Here is a 19,499-nt window from a genome sequence, read left to right on the forward strand (position 1 = left end):
CGAGGTAGGATTCTACCCGATCATGAGCATACCTTCCTTCACCCGGGGCGCAATGGCCGCCATGTTGCTGGGCTGCTCTCTGGCCTCGGCGCAGTCCACCGACCAGTTGCCCGGCTTCGACCTGGAGCGGCTGGACGCGAACACGGGACGCGGCACGGCACTGGTCGGCAATGGCGAGCTGATGGTGCCCGGAGGAATGAGCCTGAGCCTGCTGGGGCACTACCAGCGCCTGCCCCTCGTCCTGAATGACGGTGAGCAGGATCTGGCAGTGGTGCGAGACAGGGCGACCGCGCTGCTCTCGGCCAGCTACGGAGTATTGCCGTGGCTCGAGCTGGGGGCCCAGGTCCCGTTCGTGCTCTGGCAACAGGGGGATGATCCGAATACGGTGGGCCTGTCCGCACTGGCCGCCCAGGGCATGGGAACCCCCGTGCTCCAGGCTCGGCTGGGTCTGCTGTCACGGCGCCAGCGGCAACCCGTGGACCTGTCGGCGGACCTGGGAGTGGGTCTGCCGGTTGGCACCGGGCTGGCGCTGGCGGGCGATGAGGGGCCTCGTTTCCACGCGCGCCTGGTGGTGGGCACGCTCCTGGGTTCGCTACAACCCTCCCTCGAGGCGGGCGTCCTGTTCCGCCCCACCATCCTCCTGGGAACCGCCGAAGAGAACGCGGTCAGGCAGGGCGCGACCTCGGAGGTTCGCCTCGGAGCGGCGCTGTCCACGACGGGAAACGGGTTGAGAGGTGAGCTGGGGCTACGGGCCACGCTCGTGCCCCAATCAGCCCAGGTTTCCATGGATCTGCTCGGAGGCGTGCGGTTTCCGCTCCTGGTCGGGTTGGACGCTTTCGTCATGGGAGGACCCGGCCTTGGCGGAGCACTCGGAACGCCGCGCTTCCGCATGCTCCTCGGCGTCTCGTTCCGAAGCGAGCCGCCACCCAGGATCTCCTTCATCGACGAGCATGTGGATCGCGAGTTCCAGCTCTCACTCGCCACACCGAAGCCCCCGGAACGAGACGATCGGATCCGTCCGGCCGGCACCTGGGAGCTCATGTCCGTCACCCGTGACGACCCTCAGGGGACGTCGGACGTCAGAACGCAGCGGGAACCTCCGCGGCCCTATCAGCCCGGTCCCCAGGAACGGCTCGTGATGAGGGGTGAGCTCCACTTCACGCAAGGTAGCTCCGAGTTGCAGGGCGTGGTGCCCCTGCTGGATCAGGCCGTCCTGCGGCTGTCGGAGCTCCCCAAAGGGGGCACCCTCATCATCGAGGGGCATGCGGACACCGAGGGTACCGACTCGTCCAACATGATCATGTCGCTGCGACGTGCCCAGGCGGTACGGCGCTATCTGCTCGATCAGGGCGTTCCCGCGACCCAGGTGCGGATTCGCGGCTTCGGCTCGGATTGGCCGGTGAGCGCCAGACCCGCCACCGAGCAGGAGCGGCAGCTCAACCGCCGCGCAGAGGTACTTCTCATCACCGAGGCACCGGCGCCACTCACCACCCAGGCTCCGGCCCCGTAACGCCCCCTCTCCTGTTTCTCGGCTGGTAACGTGGGTGACAGCCCACCCACCGGCCAGGCATTGCCCGACACGACTCCCTCCTTCGACTGGAGTGAGGTGAAGCCCTTGCGTGTACGGCGGGCAGTCGAGCGCGCCATGCGAGGCGTGCACCGCCGGGGCCTCCACCAACGCCCCCCCCTCGCGACCGATTCGTCCTATCATCGCGGCCCTCTAGTCGTGAAAAGGAGTTCAAAATCCATGAGACTCAACAAGGCGCTCCCATGGTTTCCCGCGCTGCTGGTGCTCGGAGGGTGTCCCGGCGGAAATACCAAGGAGCCAGCCCATCTGAACGAGATCACGGTGACCTGTGATCCCAACCCCGTGGTTGCCGGGCAGACCACGAAGTGCACCGCTGAAGCCAGGGACCAGTACGGCGAAAAGTTCACCAGCGTTTCCGGTTACGACTGGAAGTCCAGCAACGAGTCCGTGGCGAAGGTGGTGGATAAGGCTGGGAATGCCACCACGTCCGCCGCCGGAACAGTGACCATCAGCGCCAGTGCCACCTCAGGCAACGAGACCCGGCAGGGAGAGGTCACCCTCACGGTGAACCAACGCCCTCCCACCCTCCACACCACCAACATCACGACTTCCGAGACCTGGCGAGCGGCCGAGAACCCGCACGTGGTGAGAGGGCAGCTCGTGGTGAACGGCACTGGCGGAGCCCCCACGCTGACCCTCGAGCAGGGCGTGGAAGTCCGTTTCGACCAGGACGCCGAGCTGCGCATCTCCAACGGAGCCTTCAGGGCCTTGGGGAGCCAGGGGGCGCCGATCCGAATGGTGGCCAACCAGAGCGCCCCCCCCAAGGGCTACTGGCGGGGCGTGGTGTTCTCCACGGAGGGGAGCGGTTCGGAGCTGAGCTTCGTCACGCTGAGCGACTGTGGGAACGCCGCGGGAGCGGGCGCATGCCTTGCCGTGGAGAACAAAGCAGCCCCCGTGCTTCGTGACGTGACGGTGCAGAACAGCGGCACCGTGGGAGTGAAGGTGGCGGATGACGGCAGTGCCTTTGGAACTGGCTCGACCAGGCTCCATGTGTCTGGGAGCACGGGCTACGCGGTGCACATGGCCGCCAACCAGGCCGGCACGCTCCCGACCGGAGGCTCCTTCACGGGCAATGCCCCCAACGCTGTCGAGCTCAGCGGCAATGTCTCGCTCTCGCAGACCTGGCCCAACCCCGGCATCCCCTACGTCATCAATAGCCTGGTCCTCATCGAGAACCCCCCGGACGACAGCACCCCGGAGAATGCTCCGGGCCCCACGCTCACGCTCTCCGCTGGCACGGTATTCCGCTTCGGAGCCACCGGTGAGATGGTCGCCGGTTACCACCTCACGGGGGATTTGATCGTCAATGGAACCGAGTCCTCGCCCATCCTTTTCACGGCCGACTCGGACAACCCCAAGCCCGGCCAGTGGAGGGGAGTGCACCTGGCGGACCATGCCACCGCCGCCAGCCGCATCTCCTACACCACCATCGAGTACGCAGGTGCTGCGAGCAGCCTCCTCGGGACGACGGGCAATCTGAATGTGCACGGGTCTCTTCGTCCGTGTGAGGTTGATGGCCCCTGTCCCATCATCCAGAACGTCGTCGTGCAGAAGGGCAGTGGATACGGCGTCTACATGTCGAATGGTGCGAAGTTCGGTCCGGGTTCGACAGCACTGAGCCTTCGCGACAATGGCAACTATCCCCTTTCGCTACCAGCCCATGTCGTCGGGACGATTCCCACGGGAATCACCTTCAGCGGCAACACGCCCAATGCCGTGGAGATCAGCGGGAGCGGCGTGGACACCACCCAGACATGGCGGAACCTGGGCATCCCCTACGTGATCCAGGGAAACGTGAACGTGGGCTATACGACCAATCCAACGCTGACCGTGGAAGCTGGAACGCAATTGCGGTTCGCCCAGAACACCGAGCTCACCATCGGAAGTTACGCCAGCCATCCCGGTGCGCTGATCGCGGTGGGAACCGCAGAAGCACCCATCCACTTCATCCCGAATACCTCGACCCCGACGAAGGGGTACTGGCGCGGGCTGCACTTCTTCCAGGGAGAGGGAAGCCGGCTTGACCACGTCCTGATCTCCCATTCCGGAGCCGCTGGCCGTTTCTTTGGGGGCAACCTGAACGTCTACAAGGAATTGGGCGCGTTCGTGACCAACAGCACGTTCAGTTCCTCGGCCAGTTGCGGCGTCACCGTGAGTGATGGCTCCTATCCGGGCACCACCGCCGTGACGACGGACTTCTCCCTGGCCACGTACAACAACACCTTCGTCAACAACGGCGTCAACAAGCAGTGCGCGGACGCATGGATTCCATGACGTCCACGACACACTGTTGCTGGAAGAGGTAGGTTGGAATTCCAGCAGAGCCCCACGATTCCGCTCGGCGGCCGGAGCGCGCCGCCGAGCGGAAGGTAGCAGGTGAGACTCAGCTCCGAGGAGCAACGGCGCCAATCCGGACGAGGAACCGGGCCTTTCGCTCCAGATCCCGCTGCAACTCATGCAAATGGCGGGTCGAGTCGCGCACCACCGGCACGCTGGCGGGCGGGCTCGCTGGCGGCGCGGGCACGAGCGACGGGGGGCTCACGGGCCGCCGCTGTTCCAGCACGACCTTCGATGCCTCGCGCTCGACCGGAACGCTCCGGGCCTTGCCGATCAGCGCCTGGCGGACTGGAAGCGGAGGCACACGCTCATCGACCGCACGGCCATAGAGCCACGCACCGCATCGCCAGAGCACGTCGTAGCGCTGATGCAACAGCGTCCAAAAGCGATCGCGGAGCTCGACAGCCTTGACGAGGGACGGCGCTCCCCCTTCGCTCTCGACGCCCTGCTGTCCGAGCATCACACGCAGCTTCCCAGCGAGTTGCTCCGCCTCGGAGATGTCGGACGCAACCACCGGCGATCGGCCGGAGATCCTCGCCTCGTTCCTTCGCAACAACGCGACGAGCGCCAGGCAATCGTCCAGGACATCGTGCTGACCGCGAAGCCAGACCTCATCGACATCGGCATCGGGAAGCAGCCGAGCCTCGGCGAGAGCGTCAGCGGCCTTGCGCAGCTTGCGGCGCAGCTGTTGCACCCGCTCGAACATCTTTCCGAACGAGGACGCCTCGAGCTCGCGGTCTACCTGCAGCGCGGCGAAGGCCAGACCCTGAGCAAGCCGAGGGAGCATCGAAAGCTCCACGACGTTGATGTTGGGCAGCCTGCCGATGACCACCGTCCCACTGCCCAGCACATTCTCCACACCGCGCATCACGGTTTGGTACGTGAGCACGATGTCGGCACAGCACTCCTCGACGAAGCCAGGCTCGACGGCCTTCGCCTCGACGAGGAACGCGTCGTAGGCGGCCTGCGAGCTGATGCTTTCGAGTTCGGTGGCGTCCGCCGAGCCATTCTCCGATGTCTCCGGCTTACCGCCGTCATCCTCTGCCATGTGGGCAGATTATCGAGGGCGCTCCGGTGCTGCAACGCGCCCCCTCCCCGCCTGGGCACGGGAAACCCGAGACGCTCGGCCACAGGTCATCACCCCATGAGCAGACAGCCAGGCACGTGGGCCGAGGCCTCGAGGAGCATGACGCGCAGTCGCTCCTCCGGCTCACTGCGTGCCGAGCAGCAGCCAGGTCCGCATGGGCCCCTTCCCCTTCACGGGGACGATGCCCTGATCCTGGAAACGGAAGCGGCCCCGGAGCCGCTCGTAGACCGCTTCCGACAGGTGGATACCATCCACCACGCCGTGCGACTCCATCCGGCTCGCCGTATTCACCGTGTCGCCCCACAGGTCGTACGCGAACTTCTTGCCGCTGATCACCCCCGCCGTCACCGGGCCCGAGTGCAGGCCAATCCGCAGGTGCAGCGGTATCTGCAGCTGATCCCCCAGCTTCAACACCTCCGCGCGCATGGCCAACGCCAGGTTCGCCATGGCCTCGGCGTGGTCGCTCCTCGGCAGCGACAGCCCGCCCACCGCCATGTACGCGTCCCCGATCGTCTTCACCTTCTCCACCCCGAGCTCGTCCGTGAGCTGATCGAAGATGGAGAACACCATGTTCAGCACCTGCAGCACGTCCGGCGGCGAGTGCTGCGCGGCGAAGCGGGTGAAGTCCACCAGATCGGCGAACAGCACCGTCACGTCCGGGAAGTTCTCCACGATGATCCGCTGGCCGCTCTTCAACCGGTCCGCCACCGGTTTCGGCAGGATGTTCAGCAGCAGCTGATCCGCCCGCTCGCGCTCGCTCTGGATGGTGCGCAGGTGCGCCAGTTCCTGCTCGTGCATCCGGCGCAGCTGGGTGAGGTCGTGGTAGATGGCGATGAAGCCCACCCGCTCCCCCTCCACCGTCACCGGCAACGCCACCAGCTCGACGTCCACCGGCGTCCCATCCTTGCGCAGGCGTTGGGTGACAATCTGCACCCGGCCGCGCTCGAGCGCCTCGCGCGCGGTGGCCTCGGCCTCCTCCTGGATGGGCCCCTCCCCCGCCAACAACCGCAGGATGTTCCGGCCCTTGGCCTCCTTCGCCGTGTAGCCGAACAGCCGCTCGGCCGCCGGGTTCCAGGACACCACGTTGAACCGGAGGTTCACCGTCACCATCGCCACCGGACTGTGGAGCACCAGCGACTCGTAATACTCCTTCTGGTGGCGCAGCGAGGCCTCGACCTCCGCGTGCGCCGTCAGATCCCTCAGCACCAGCATCCGCCCTTCCGGCAGGGGCACGCAGCTCACGCGCAACACGTGCGCATGGCGCGGAGACTTCTCCGTCCCGTGCCAGACCCACTCCCCTTCCCTCGGCGGCTCCCCCGAAGGCAGCGGTTCCGGCGGAGTCCACTGAGGCAGCAGCTCCGAGAGGGGTCTGCCCCTCAGCGCCTCCCCGGACTCCCCGAACAGCCGCTGCGCGGCGGCGTTGGCCTCCATGAGCCGGTCCTGAAGGTCCAGCACCAGCACGCCGTCGGACGTGTGCTCGAAGAGGGCGGTATGGGCGCGGCGCACCAGGTCGGACATGGAGGATTCCATGAGCAGTGTAGGCCACCCTGCTGACGTGGGCACCCCCTCCCTTTCCTACTTCAGCTCCCGCTGCAGCTTCGCCAGCAGGGTGAGCGCCTCCATGGGCGTCGTCTCGTCCACCTTCACACCTCGTAGGGCCTCCAACACCTTCTGGTGCGAGGGCTCCAGCTTCGGCCCGGGCTCGGCCACTCCGCCGAACAGCCCCAGCTGCCCCGGCGACGGCGCCCGCGACGACGTCCGCCGCGCCAGCCTCGGCCGCCCGCTGTCGTCGAACTCACCGGACTCGAGGTTCTGCAGGATGTCCCTCGCCCGCGTCACCACCTCCGGCGGCAGGCCCGCGAGCCTCGCCACCTCGATGCCGTAGGAGCGGTTGGCCCCTCCCGGCACCAGCTTGCGCAGGAACAGCACCTTGCCCCCCTGCTCCCGCACCGCGATGCACATGTTCTTCACCCGGGGCTTCTCCCGGGAGAGATCCACCAGCTCGTGGTAGTGCGTGGCGAAGAGCGTCCGCGCCCCCACCTTGTCGTGCAGGTGCTCGGCCACCGCCCAGGCGATGGACAGGCCGTCGTAGGTGGACGTCCCCCGGCCAATCTCGTCCAGCACCACCAGGCTGCGCCGCGTGGCGTGGTGAAGGATGTGGCTCGTCTCCGTCATCTCCACCATGAAGGTGGACTGCCCGCGCGCCAGGTTGTCCGCCGCTCCCACGCGCGTGAAGATCCGATCCGACAGCCCGATATGCGCCGCGCCCGCCGGCACGAAGCTGCCCGCCTGCGCCATCAGCACCGTGAGCGCCACCTGCCGCATCACCGTGCTCTTGCCCGCCATGTTGGGTCCGGTAATCACCAGGATCTGCGCGTCCTCCGAGTCCATCTTCACGTCGTTGGGGACGAACGCCTCGCCCGCCCCCAGCATCCGCTCCACCACCGGATGCCGCCCGCCGGTGATGGACAGCACCTCGGACTCGTCCACCACCGGCCGCACGTACCCGTACTCGGCCGCGCACCGCGCGAAGGACAACAGCGCATCCGCCGTGGCCACCGCCTCCGCCGCCGAGCGCAGCCGCGGCGCTTCCTTCGTCACCTGGGCCCGCAGCTGCTCGAAGAGCTCCAGCTCCAGCGCGCTCCGGCGCTCCTCCGCCGTGAGCACCTTCTCCTCGTACTCCTTCAGCTCCGGGGTGATGAAGCGCTCGGCCCCCACCATCGTCTGCTTGCGGATGTAGTCCGAGGGCACCAGGTGCAGGTTCGCCTTCGTCACCTCCAGGTAGTACCCGAACACCCTGTTGTAGCGGATCTTCAGCGAGTTGATGCCCGTCCGCTCCCGCTCCCGCGTCTCGATCTTCAGCAGGAAGTCCTTGCCGGAGGTGGACAGCTCCACCAGCTTGTCCAGCTCGGCGTGGAAGCCCGGGCGGATGAAGCCGCCCTCCTTGAGGCCCGTGGGCGGCTCGTCCACCACCGCCCCCAGCAGCAGCTCCGTCAGCTCCGGCAACGCCCCCAGCGGCCCCGCCAGCGACTTGAGCAGCGGGGACTCGCAGCGCGCCAGCACCGCCCCCAGCCGGGGCAGCTGCGCCAGCGACAAGCCCAGTGCCCGCAGATCCCTCGCGTTGCCCGCCCCCAGCGACAGCCGGCCGCACAGCCGCTCGATGTCGCCCACCTCCTTGAGGAGGCTCGTCATCTCCTCGCGCCACACGCTGCGCTGGGACAGCTCCTCCACCGCGTCCAGCCGGGCGTTGATCTCCGGCAGCGAGCACAGGGGCGCGGCCAGCCACCGGGCCAGCTTGCGCGCCCCCAGTCCCGTGGCCGTCCTGTCCAGCACCCCCAGCAGCGAGCCCTTGCGGCCCCCGTCCCTCAGGGTGCGCAGCACCTCCAGGTTGGACCGGGAGGCCTCGTCCATGAGGAGGTGCACGCCCCGCTGGTGGCGGCTGAGCCTGTCCACGTGGGCGGCGGCCGTCTTCTGCGTGTCCTTCAGGTAGCGCAGCGCAGCGCCGGCGGCCCCGGTGGCCAGCGGCGCGTCCTGCAGCCCGAAGGCCTCCAGCGACTGCACCGCGAAGTGACCCCGAAGGTAGACCGTGGCCCGCCCGGGCTCGAAGGCCGCCTTCTCCAGTTCCGCCACCGCCGGAGGCCTCGGCAGCCGTGACACGAGGGTGGCCGTGTCCGGGGAGTCCCTCTCCCCCTCGGGCACCAGCAGCTCCCGCGGCTCCACCCGGGCCAGTGCCTCCACCAGCTCCTGCGTGGTCTCCGCCTCCAGGCAGAAGAACTCGCCCGTGGAGGCCTCCAGCAGCGCCGCCCCGAAGCCGTGCGCTCCCGGGTACACCGCGGCCAGGAAGTTGCTCGCCCGCGGCTCGAGCGCCTCCTCGTCCAGCACCATGCCGGGGGTGATGACGCGCGTCACCTCGCGCCGGACGATCCCCGGCCCGCTGCCCGCCTCCTCCACCTGCTCGCAGATGGCCACCTTCAGCCCGTGCTCCACCAGCTTCGCGATGTAGCGGCGCGCCGAGTGGTACGGCACCCCGGCCATCGGCACCTTCTCCGCGTTCTTCGCCCGCGCGGTGAGGGTGATCTGCAAGAGCTCCGAGGCACGCACCGCGTCCTCGAAGAACATCTCGTAGAAGTCCCCCAGCCGGAAGAAGAGGATGGCGTCCGGGTTGAGCGCCTTCACCTCGAGGTACTGCCGCATCATCGGGGTGAGCGCGCCAATCTCCCGCGCCCCGGCCTGCTCGGCCGCCGCTTCCACCGGCGCCTCGGCCTCGTCCCCGTGTCCCTTGCCTGCCTTCGCTTGCGTCGCGCCCATCGCCGCCTCTTGTGTCATGCGTCCGGTCCCGGATCAACAGAACACATGACTTCTGCCGTCCCCCCGTCCGTGCCTACTCCGCCGATGGCTCGCACGTCCTCCTGACGGCCAGCCGTCCCGGTCCGGAAAAATCGTGAGCTGCTCCTCCGAAAACGGTTGGCCTGCACCACCCCCGGAGGGCACCCTTCCGCCCGCCATGGAGACCCGCACCGATACCGTCCAGCCCGTCCCCGTCCCCCGGCTCTTCAAGGCCGCCGTGGCGCCCGTCCAGGCCTTCTTCAAGCTCGAAGCCAGCGGCGGCATCCTCCTGGCGCTCTGCGCCCTGGCGGCCATGATCTGGGCCAACTCGCCCTGGGCCGACACCTACACCGGCCTCTTCGACGCCCCCCTGGCCGTCGGCTCGGGCAGCGCCCCCTTCCATTTCACCTTCCGTGAATTCATCAACGACGGGTTGATGACGATCTTCTTCTTCCTGGTGGGGATGGAGATCAAGCGGGAGCTGGCCGCCGGAGAGCTGCGCTCCCTGTCCAAGGCCCTGCTGCCGCTCATCGCGGCGGTGGGCGGCATGGTGGTGCCCGCCGCCATCTACGCGGCGATCAACGCCGGGACGCCGGCACTCAAGGGGTGGGCCATCCCCATGGCCACGGACATCGCCTTCGCCATCGGGTGCCTCACGCTGCTCAAGGGGCGGGTGAGCCACGGCCTGGTGGTGTTCCTCACGGCGCTGGCCATCTTCGACGACATCGGCGGCATCCTCGTCATCGCCATGTTCTACGGCACGGGGCTGCACGTGGAGTGGCTGCTGGCGGCCCTCGGCGTCACCGCGGTGCTGGCGGCGTGCAACAAGTTCTACGTGCGCAACGGGCTGGTGTACGCGGTGCTGCTGGGAGCGCTCTGGTACACCATGCACCACGGCGGCGTGCACGCCACCATCGCGGGCGTGGTGGTGGGAATGATGATCCCCGCCCGGCCCGTGCGCCGGGGCCGCCTGGTCCTCGAGGAGCTGCACGGCTTCATCGGCCAGCTGCTGCGCGAGCCCGAGGACGAGGCCGTGCGCACCAACCAGCTGCTGCACATCGAGGAGCAGCTCGAGGACATCGAGCCGCCGCTCACCCGCTTCGTGCACATCTGGCACGGGTGGTCCGCGTACGCCATCGTCCCGCTGTTCGCGCTGGCCAACTCGGGCATCTCCCTGGCGGGGATGAGCCTGGCGGACGTGCTCCAGCCCCTGCCCCTGGGCGTGGTGCTCGGCCTCTTCGTGGGCAAGCAGGTGGGCATCTTCCTCTTCACCTGGGTGGCGGTGAAGACGAAGCTGGCGGACATGCCGGGGCGGGCACGGGTGCCGCAACTGCATGGCGTCTCGGTGGTGGCCGGCATCGGCTTCACGGTGGCCCTGTTCGTGGCCGGACTGGCCTTCGCCCACGAGCCGCACCTGCTGACGGAGGCGAAACTGGGCATCCTGCTCGGCTCGCTCCTGTCCGCGGTGGTGGGCTACCTGTTGTTGCGTTTCGGACCCACGCCCCGGCCCCAGGGGGAGCCGGCCTCCGAGCCCGCCTCCGGGACGGCTTGAGCGGACGACAGCGGGGCTTCTTGGGGTTTGCCGGCGGCGCGGGCCCGTGGAAAGGTGCCGGCCACCGTGCTTCTCCAGGATTTGAACCGCGTCCGGCAGATTGGGGTCATCGCAGCGCGCCACGGCTTCGGCGAGTGGCTGGAGCGCGCGGGCGTGTGGCGCCAGCTCGGGCGGCGCGAGAAGGTGGAGGTGTCCCCCGAGGCCCAGCGCGCCTCCACCGCGCGCCGCTTCCGGATGCTGCTCAATGATCTCGGCCCCACCTTCGTGAAGCTGGGGCAGATCCTCTCCACGCGCGCGGACCTGCTGCCGGCCGAGTACATCGAGGAACTGGCCACGCTGCAGGATCATGTGGAGCCCGTCCCCGTGGAGGACGTGTACGCGCAGATCCGCGAGTCGCTGGGCCGCGAGGCGGACGAGCTCTTCAAGCAGATCGAGCCCCAGCCGCTGGCGGCGGCCTCCATCGCCCAGGTGCACCGGGCGGTGACGCTGGAGGGCGACGAGGTCGTGGTGAAGGTGCAGCGGCCGGGGATCGCCGAGCGGATCGACTCGGATCTGGTGGTGCTGCGCTCGCTGGCGAGGCTGCTGGAAGCGGTGGTGGAGGAGACGGGCATCTACTCACCCACGGGGATCATCGACGAGTTCGACCGGGCCATCCACGAGGAGCTGGACTTCGTGCACGAGGCGTCGAACATCCGGGCCTTCCTGGAGAACAACCGCAACCGGCCGTACATGAAGATTCCGCGGGTGTACGACGGGCTCAGCAGCCGGACGGTGCTGACGATGGAGTTCGTCCGCGGGGTGAAGATCAGCCAGGCGGAGCTGTCGCCGGAGGATCGTCGGGAGGTGGCGGGCCACATCCTGGACGCGAGCTTCCGGCAGCTCTTCGAGGACGGGCTGTTCCACGGAGATCCGCACCCGGGCAACCTGCTGGTGCTGGAGGGCAACCGGCTGGCGCTGCTGGACTTCGGGGTGGTGGGCCGGCTGTCGCGCGCCATGCAGGAGACGCTGGTGATGCTGGCGCTGGCGGTGGCGCTGAAGGACAGCGACTCGGTGGCGCGCATCCTCTACCGGGTGGGCGTGCCGGACGCGCGGGCCAACCTGGTGGGCTTCCGCAACGACATCGAAGGACTGCTCGGCAGGCACCTGCCCATGACGCTGGGCCAGGTGGACGCGCGCAGCCTCATGCGGGAGCTGTTGGATCTGGCGGTGAAGTACCGGATCCGGATCCCCAAGGAGTACGCGCTGCTGAGCCGGGCCTCGGTGTCCACCGAGGGCATGTTGCGCAGCCTGTACCCGGACCTGAACATCCTCGAGGTGGCGATGCCGTACGCCAAGGAGCTGCTGGCGGACCGGTATGATCCGAGCCAGCTCCAGGGCGGGCTGATGCGCACGCTCTTGCGCTTCCAGTCGCTGGCGCAGGACCTGCCCACGCAGCTGTCGCAGATATTGCTGGACCTGGAGTCGGGGAAGTTCAGCGTGACGGTGCGGGCGGAGCAGTTCGACAAGCTGAACGACAACCTGCGCAGCGCGGCGATCGTGATGTTCATGGGCCTGTGCGCCTGCGGGCTCATCGTGGGAACGTTCATCTCGTTCGCGCAGACGCCGTGGCAGTACCACGGCCTGCCGGTGCTGGGCCTGCTGGGCATCATCCTGTCGGCGGCCATCTTCGGCGCGGTCTTCACCTGGTACCTGTTCGGCAGACGCTTCGGGAAGGTCCGGGTGAGCCGCTGGCTGGCGAAGAAGCGCCGGAAGTGAGCCCGCCCACCTTGAAGGGTGGCCTCGGGCAGTGACTCCCCAGGTGGTCCTTCAACGGGGTGACGCCTTCTGATTGAAGCAGGGGCGTGCTCATCCTCCCACGCTTCTACTCGACCTCCACCACGGCCCGGCTCGAAACCCGGGCGCGGCAGCTCGGTCTGCGCCTGGGCATCTCCTACGGCGAGGGCGACCGCTGCGATCGCTACTTCATCGTCTCGGTGAACGGAAAGAAACTGGAACGCATGGTACCGCTCGGATGGACCGGACCGGAGGCCGAGCAGGCCCTCGTGCAGTACGCCAAGGAGATGCACGCGTCGAAGTGAACCCACCGGGTTCCTTCCCTCGCCCGCGCGCCATGCCAACCCGTCACGTCCGGGGCTGCGGGCAACCGCTCTGGTAGCCTCCGGCGCTTTTCGGAGGTAGGCTGGATGTTCGACGGAAGCGGTGGACGGGGCGATATCCCCTCGCTGGGATTGGCTCCCGGCATGGTGGTGGCGGGTTTCACGATCGAGGGGCTGCTGGCCAGCGGCAGCTTCGGCACCGTGTACCGGGCCAGGCGGGACGGCCGCCTCTTCGCCATCAAGCTGGTGCCCCTGGCTCCGCGCGGAGACCGTGAGGTGGACGCGCTGCGCCGGATGCGGCACCCGAATGTCGTGGGCTTCCATGGGTATGGCCTCTGGCCAGAGGAGCAGCCGCACTCCCTGGTGCTCGCCCTGGAGCTCGTCGAGGGCCTCCCGCTGGACCAGTGGGCGCAGGAGGAGAACCCGACCGCGCTCGACCTGGTGGGCCGCGTGCTGCTCCCGTTGGCGCTCACCCTCGCGGATGTGCATGCCATGGGCGTGGTCCATCGGGACGTGAAGGAGGCCAACATCATCGTGCGGCAATCCGATGGGATGCCCGTGCTGGTGGACTTCGGCGCGGCGAGCCTCGAGGGGGCCCAGCGCCTGACGCAGTGGATGCCACCGGGCACCCCCGAATACCGCAGCCCCGAGACGCTGCGCTTCGGCCGGCAATGGGAAGGCGAGCCCTACCCGGTCAGCCCGGCGGAGGACCTGTGGGCCATGGGCGTCGTCACCTACATCCTGCTGACGCGCAGCCTTCCCTTCGGGGACCGGCACGACCCCGGGATGGTGCGCGCCATCCTCGAGAAGACCCCCCGGGCTCCGGATGAGCTCAACCCGCGTGTCCCTCCCGCCTTGAGCGAGCTGTGCATGCAGATGCTGGAGAAGGCACCCGAGGACCGGTACGCGGATGCCCGGGCGCTCGCGGAGGCGCTCTCGACGGCGTGGAGCGAGGCGGACCGCTCCTGGCGCGTGCGCCTGTTCCCCGAAGTCAAACGCGAGGAGGCACCCGCCCCGCCCCCGCCTCCCGCCCCCGAGGCGCCCATCGAGCGGCAGGCACCTGGCCGATGGCGGATGGCCAGGCTCGTTCTCGGCGCCGCCCTCCTGGGAGGCGTCTTGATTCCTTCCTCCCAACGTTCCGAGTCCCCCCCCCCTCCCCAAACGCAACACGCCAGTGCTCGCCAGGAATTGGCTCCTCCCCAGGTGATGGGAGAAGTTGGGCACGTCGCGGGACCGCAGAAGTCACTGCCCCCCGCGCCCGTCGCCAGCGCGACGCCAACCCAGGAGCCCAAGATGATCAAACCCAAGAAGGCCCGTTCCCTTGCCGCCGCCACCCTCTTGACCGGCGCCGCCTGCATGGGGGCCGGATGCGCGAGCACTCCGAAGCACGAGCCCCTTCCAACCTCGCCGTGCCCGCCCGGTGCGAAGGAGGCCCTGACGCAAATCGGCCTCATCCCGGGAGACGCCAGGCGCATCTACATCCCCCCCAATGAGCCGAGGGGGCACACCATCGAGATTTCGGAGGGCGAGGTCACGGCTCGAGTGGTCGGTGCCTGGGGGAATCTGCCGAATGATGCCTTCTTGTACGGTGAGTTCATCTTCCGGAAGAACCATGTCTATGGCCACTTCACTCGTGCCCAATTGAAGAACGGGGAGATCGTGCCGGTCTGCATGGAGGTGACTACGTCACGGGGCATTGGTATCGCGAAGGAGCCCGGCAGCACCTCCAAGAAGGCCATCGTCAAGAACTTCCTGTACGCCTCGGTGACGTCGAGATTCGACTAGGCCGCGCAGAAAGACCCTCACCGTGCTCCCCACCCTCCCCTTTCTCCTGTCCCTGGTTGTCCTTCAAGGTACTCCTGACCTGGAACCGGCCGTCGCGTGTGAGGACTCACAGCGAATTGATTTGACGTTGACGCCCTCAGCGGAGGCTCGCGAGATATGCGTCAGCCCGGGAATGATGACGGGCTTCCTCTTCGACACCATCCCCGGGTCACTGGAGTTACAGGAGGAAGTGCGTTTCGTGGAGGTGCTCCGCGGCCAACGTGGCATCAGCTTCGTGCCACCCAAGGACATGATGCCTGGAGAGCGCCTGCGGCTGACGGTTCGCTTCGGAGCCGCAGCCGCTCAAGAGATCATCACCTTCATCCTGGTGGCCCACCGGGGACAAGCCACCCGGCAGGTCGAGGTGTACCGCGACAAGCGCCCTCAGGAGTCCTACCAACAGGAGGCACTGGAGGAGCGCGCGAAGAATCAACAACTCCGCAACGCGAACCAGCAGTTGCAGGTTCAGCTGGAACGGGCACGGGGACTCCGGAGCCTCATTGCCAATGGCATCGTAGGGCATTCCGGAGTCCAGACCCTGGATTTGGCAGTGGACAAGACCAACATCCCGGCCGGAGTCGTATTCTTCGACACCGTCGTCAGCTACCGCGCAGGCAAAACCGTGGTGGCGGAGACGTGGTTGAGTAATTTCAGCGCAGCGCCGTGGAACACAATCCGGGCATCCCTGCTCACCGCCGACAATGAGGAGGTACCTGGGGTACAGTTCCTGCAGCTGAATGTCATTGCGCCCACCATGCGCGAATCAGTCATCCTGGAAGTCAATGCGGAAAGCAAGGATTTCCACGGTGAGTTCAAGCTGATGCTCTGGGATGAGACATCGCGAGTCATCACCTTTCCAGGGTTGAGGTTTCCGTAGGCCTCGTTCCCTGAGCCACCGTGCCATGGCCTGGGCGAGGCCGCCCCGGCACCCGTCATTCATCACGGAACCACTCCGCTGGAATATCCAATGCCGCGAGAATCCGCTCGGGCGAGCGCTCGCCCTTGATGTTGCCCACCGCCGGCACGAATGAATCCTCACGAGGCGGCAGCGAGAAATGGCCGATGCACGCTCCTCCCCGAAGGACGGTAACGAAGAACACATCCAGGCTCGGAGAGGCGGCTACTCCATAGCCCGTCACATGGGGAAGCCACTCGGAGAGAGTGATGTCGGCGAACCCGATGTCACCCGTTTCGCTGGACACGCGGAGCCCTCGCGGTGTGTCCTCGAAGCGATAGTGGCCCGGAGGAAATGGGTCACCCGCCTCCTCCAGCACCCGGGATGCCTCTTGCGCCCGGACGCCCTCCATCAGGGCGGCTTTGCGCAGGGGCTTGTTGGCCGCGGCTCCAGATGGCTGCTCTGCGCCAGGCAGCGGACAGCCGAGAGACTGTGCCAATGCATCTGGGTCTGCCTCCTCGACCTCCAGCGTGCCATGTCGCCAGGACGTGACGGCCCACGGATCGTTGCCGCGGTCAATCGAGTACACGGGCTCATCCACTTCGAGTGACAGCTCTTTGGCGATTTGAAACCCGGCGCCGACATCGCTGGGATCCGTCCCCACGATGGCATGGTAAAGACCACTGCCTGGAATGACCTCGAAGGATGGCTCTTTTTCGTCCTCCAACATCAGCGCGGAGCGGACGCGGCGCTCGAGTTGTACGGGATCTCCTGGAGTCAGGACGGCCCAGAGCGGCCACTGGCTCATGGTGCGCCTCCTGACAAATTCTCTGGAAGGCTCAGCGCCGCACGCAGTTGCCTGGTCTTGTCCAGTATTTGAGCCTCCTCCAACTGGATGACTTTCGTGCCCGGTGAGTATTTGAGCAGGAAGCCCAATAATTTGGCTCTGGTCGGTCCGCTCAAGTTGTCCGTGCTGACGAGAAACGGTTGTCCGTGAGGTGCCTTGGCCGCATCAGCCAGTTGATCGATCAGGTGCTGGAGTTGCTTGACGAGCGCCTCCTGCTGCTCGTCAAGCTTCCTGCCTGCATCTCTGGTCAGCCAGGAGTCGAGCGCTCTGCGCCATCGCTTGTCGTTCCAGCCTTTGACTTCTACTCCATGCTGAAGTTTCGATCCGGCCGTCGCCGTCAGTACGTTGTCGATGATGTGCCCGGCTCTCATTTTCACCTGTCGGCCGGTCAACCGGAATCCCTTGAAGAGTTTTTGTGCGTTGTCTTCGGTCAGCATCTCCGCTGCGACGCCTCGGAGTTGCTCGCGCACACGCCGTTGAAGTCTCGAGTTCCATGGCTCTGCCGCCGCCTGCTGGAAATCCTTCCACGACGTCATCCTGTTTCTACCCATGAAGTCGAGGTCCTTCATGGACAGCCCTGTTGAGCGGAGCCAGCCCAGGTCCACGCTGCCCTTGCAAGCCTTCCTGGCCAGTTCAACGACTGCTTCGGCGTCCAGTTCCGGGTGGCTGACGAGCCACTGGGCCTGCTTCAGGAGGGCAAGCGGATCCTTCAGGCTTGGAGCTCCCGAGCGTCTCAGAAGCCGCGCAAGTGCCGGCTTCGCCGCACTGGGCGTGGAGGAGCGCAACAATTCCACGGCGGAGAGGTACGCCTGAGCCTTGTCGGCCGGCAGGGCGGCCGCGCGCCGTGCCACCGCACCGTAGGCGAGCGCCATCTCCTGGCTCTCCGCTGCCAGCAGCTTCAACGCATGCAGTGTCTTCTCGGCCTTCTCGGCCGCGAGCCCCGCGCTGCGAATGCCGCCAATGGCCCGTGCGGCGGCCATCTCCCCGCGGATGGCGAAGAAAGCCTGCTTGAAAGCCTCGGCGCCGCCTGGAAGAGAAAACCGCAGCCCGTCCGGTGTCGCAACGGCCTCGCCCTCGGCGAGCATCCGCTCCAGCGTTTTCACCAGCGCATGAACGGACTCCACCGACTCGCGCAGTCCGGACGAGGCGCGGGCCCCCGCCGCGCTCAACGCCAGCCTGCCCCGGTTCACCAACTCGCGTCCAATGCCCGAGGAGGCCAGCTTGGAGATGTCCCTGCCGGCCAGCGCCACCATGGCCAGGTCGTGCACCGCGAGGAAGGCCCGTCCCGCTGACGTCCGCGACAGCTCGTCCCGGTATGTGTCCACCGCCGCCAGAGTCGCCACCAGCGACATGCGGCCCACGAACAGGCGCACCGCGGATCCGCGCGCCTCCAGCACATCATGGTCGAGGGCGAGCAGAGGCCGAGGCTCCTGCGGTGTCGCCGTGGCGAGGGCTGTCTGGAGGAGCTCCCGCCGCAAGGCCGCCAACTCGCCCGTACCGGCCCCCAGCCCGGGCCGCCAGTCTCCCGGCCGAATGAGGAGCGTGTCCGGGTAGTACCAGTAGGCATTGCCATCGAGCTCTTCGAGCGGCTGGGGAGCGCCGGCAACGGTGTTGAATTCAGCGCTGTAGCCCCGCCAGCGCCCATCCTTCCCGGGAAGGATGACGCGCGGGCTTCCACGGAAGGCGTTGCGCACGCGCAGTTCCGCCCGCTCCAGGGAGGTCTCCTCGGTGAGCAGCAGCAGGGTGCGCACCTGGACGCTGGAGCCGCCCGCGAAATAGAAGCGGCCCACCACACTGCCCGGAGCCAGGACGGGCGAGCCATCCGTGACGCTGTAGCTCACCTTGAAGCGTTTGGAGCGCAGAGCGATGGCCTTCCGCAGGGGCTCGGCGGCTCCCGCGAGGAGGTGTACACGCTGCGACTCGTCCCACCAGGGCTCGAGCGCCTGGAGGTAACGGTCGAAATAGCTCTGCCCGGCCCCGTCCAGAATGTTGGAGCGTTGAGCCCAGCGCAGGCCGCGCTCCACCAGCGCGGCGGCCCCGGGCCCGTCCGGAGGGGCCGCCGAGAGCTGGGAGCGGCTCCACGCGACATCCGCTTCCAGCTGCGCCTCCAGGGCCCGGCGCATGGCGGTGAGCAACTGTGGCACGAGCGCTGGCGGGTGGCGCACGCGCACGCAGACCTGGAGGCCCTCCTCAGCACTGGAAGGTGGCGCACGGGGCTCGATGTCGAAAGCGCCCACCGCCGCGGCATCCCCGAAGAGCCGCGAGGCGATGTCCTCACGCGAGGCGTACCCGGGAACCCAGAGCAGCTCGGACCGAGCCGGATCCTCCTGAACGGGGAAGGAAGCGTCCTGTGCCGAGAGCAGGGCGAGTGCGCCCTCCTCCTCGTTCTCGGCTGTATCCTCCCGTTCCAGCGCGACCCGTTCGTCCTCCAGCCACTCTGGCGGGATGTCCTCCATGGGCGGGAGGCGCCAGGTGCGCTCCAGGGCGGGCGTGTCCTGGTGGTGCCAGGCCCACTCATAGGAGAGGGTGAGCATGGCACCGGCGCCAGTCCCCTCCGGAACGTCTACCTCCACCTCCTCCCGGCCTCGCTCGCTGCTCACCACTCGGGGGAGCGGTGCCGGTGGGTAGCCCTCGAGCGGGTCCACCCGCAGCCGCTCGTCCTCCCCCCAGTTCAGCTCGCCCGCGGCGATGATTTCATCTCCTGCCTCCACCATGAGGCGGCCGGGGTCCATCACCCGGAGGGAGAGCACGCCTTCCTTCCAGTCTTCCAGGGGAGGGTTGGGGGCTCTGGCTCGCGCATGCGCTTCGGCCGAGAGCGTTACCCGCTCTCGTCTCAGCTCTTCGCCGGCCACGCTCATGCTGGCGACGAGGCAGCTTGTGAGCAGGAGGGCCTGAAGTCCTTTGACCCAATGGGACCGGCACATGCTCCCTCCCCTTCCCGCCTTCG

The 19,499-nt window shown here is 67.5% G+C and carries 12 protein-coding genes; 7 read left to right on the plus strand and 5 right to left on the minus strand.

Annotated elements, in window-relative coordinates; all coding sequences use genetic code 11:
• Nucleotides 1–22 precede the first annotated feature (22 nt).
• Both VFZ09_RS04230 and VFZ09_RS04235 read left to right on the plus strand, forming a co-directional pair.
• Nucleotides 23–1,510 carry an OmpA family protein gene (locus tag VFZ09_RS04230; RefSeq protein ID WP_329726170.1) on the plus strand — a complete coding sequence of 496 codons (1,488 nt, stop codon included), beginning with the start codon at nt 23–25 and terminating at the stop codon, nt 1,508–1,510.
• 237 nt (nt 1,511–1,747) lie between these two features.
• Nucleotides 1,748–3,862 carry an Ig-like domain-containing protein gene (locus tag VFZ09_RS04235; protein ID WP_329726171.1) on the plus strand — a complete coding sequence of 705 codons (2,115 nt, stop codon included), beginning with the start codon at nt 1,748–1,750 and terminating at the stop codon, nt 3,860–3,862.
• A gap of 109 nt (nt 3,863–3,971) precedes the next feature.
• Here VFZ09_RS04235 and VFZ09_RS04240 read toward each other — a convergent pair whose 3' ends face one another.
• The 3 genes from VFZ09_RS04240 to mutS form a co-directional block, all read right to left on the minus strand.
• Nucleotides 3,972–4,973: a hypothetical protein gene (locus tag VFZ09_RS04240; protein ID WP_329726172.1), complete on the minus strand. Its 1,002-nt coding sequence runs from the start codon at nt 4,971–4,973 to the stop codon at nt 3,972–3,974.
• A gap of 162 nt (nt 4,974–5,135) precedes the next feature.
• Nucleotides 5,136–6,530 carry an adenylate/guanylate cyclase domain-containing protein gene (locus tag VFZ09_RS04245; RefSeq protein ID WP_329726173.1) on the minus strand — a complete coding sequence of 465 codons (1,395 nt, stop codon included), beginning with the start codon at nt 6,528–6,530 and terminating at the stop codon, nt 5,136–5,138.
• A gap of 57 nt (nt 6,531–6,587) precedes the next feature.
• Nucleotides 6,588–9,209 carry a DNA mismatch repair protein MutS gene (mutS, locus tag VFZ09_RS04250; RefSeq protein ID WP_329726294.1) on the minus strand — a complete coding sequence of 874 codons (2,622 nt, stop codon included), beginning with the start codon at nt 9,207–9,209 and terminating at the stop codon, nt 6,588–6,590.
• Between the two features lie 307 nt (nt 9,210–9,516).
• Between mutS and nhaA the strand changes: the two genes are divergently transcribed.
• From nhaA to VFZ09_RS04275, 5 genes are all read left to right on the plus strand, one after another.
• The gene (gene nhaA / locus VFZ09_RS04255; RefSeq protein WP_329726174.1) at nt 9,517–10,890 is read left to right on the plus strand and encodes a Na+/H+ antiporter NhaA; all 1,374 of its coding nucleotides are present in this window, start codon (nt 9,517–9,519) and stop codon (nt 10,888–10,890) included.
• A 66-nt stretch (nt 10,891–10,956) separates the two neighbouring features.
• Nucleotides 10,957–12,645, plus strand: coding sequence for an AarF/ABC1/UbiB kinase family protein (locus VFZ09_RS04260; RefSeq protein ID WP_329726175.1), 1,689 nt, complete (start codon nt 10,957–10,959; stop codon nt 12,643–12,645).
• A gap of 86 nt (nt 12,646–12,731) precedes the next feature.
• Complete coding sequence (locus VFZ09_RS04265) at nt 12,732–12,968, plus strand: hypothetical protein (RefSeq protein WP_329726176.1); 237 nt, start codon at nt 12,732–12,734, stop codon at nt 12,966–12,968.
• A 105-nt stretch (nt 12,969–13,073) separates the two neighbouring features.
• Entirely contained in the window at nt 13,074–14,771 is a 1,698-nt protein-coding gene (locus tag VFZ09_RS04270) for a serine/threonine protein kinase (RefSeq protein WP_329726177.1), read from the plus strand.
• Between the two features lie 22 nt (nt 14,772–14,793).
• Nucleotides 14,794–15,687, plus strand: coding sequence for a DUF2381 family protein (locus VFZ09_RS04275; protein ID WP_329726178.1), 894 nt, complete (start codon nt 14,794–14,796; stop codon nt 15,685–15,687).
• A gap of 55 nt (nt 15,688–15,742) precedes the next feature.
• Here VFZ09_RS04275 and VFZ09_RS04280 read toward each other — a convergent pair whose 3' ends face one another.
• Nucleotides 15,743–16,513, minus strand: a complete 771-nt coding sequence (locus VFZ09_RS04280; protein WP_329726179.1) for a hypothetical protein — start codon at nt 16,511–16,513, stop codon at nt 15,743–15,745.
• The gene (locus tag VFZ09_RS04285; protein ID WP_329726180.1) at nt 16,510–19,302 is read right to left on the minus strand and encodes a hypothetical protein; all 2,793 of its coding nucleotides are present in this window, start codon (nt 19,300–19,302) and stop codon (nt 16,510–16,512) included. Before VFZ09_RS04285 ends, VFZ09_RS04280 begins: the two co-directional genes overlap by 4 nt.
• Nucleotides 19,303–19,499 lie beyond the last annotated feature (197 nt).

Source organism: Archangium sp., from assembly GCF_036277355.1.
Lineage (GTDB): Bacteria > Myxococcota > Myxococcia > Myxococcales > Myxococcaceae > Archangium.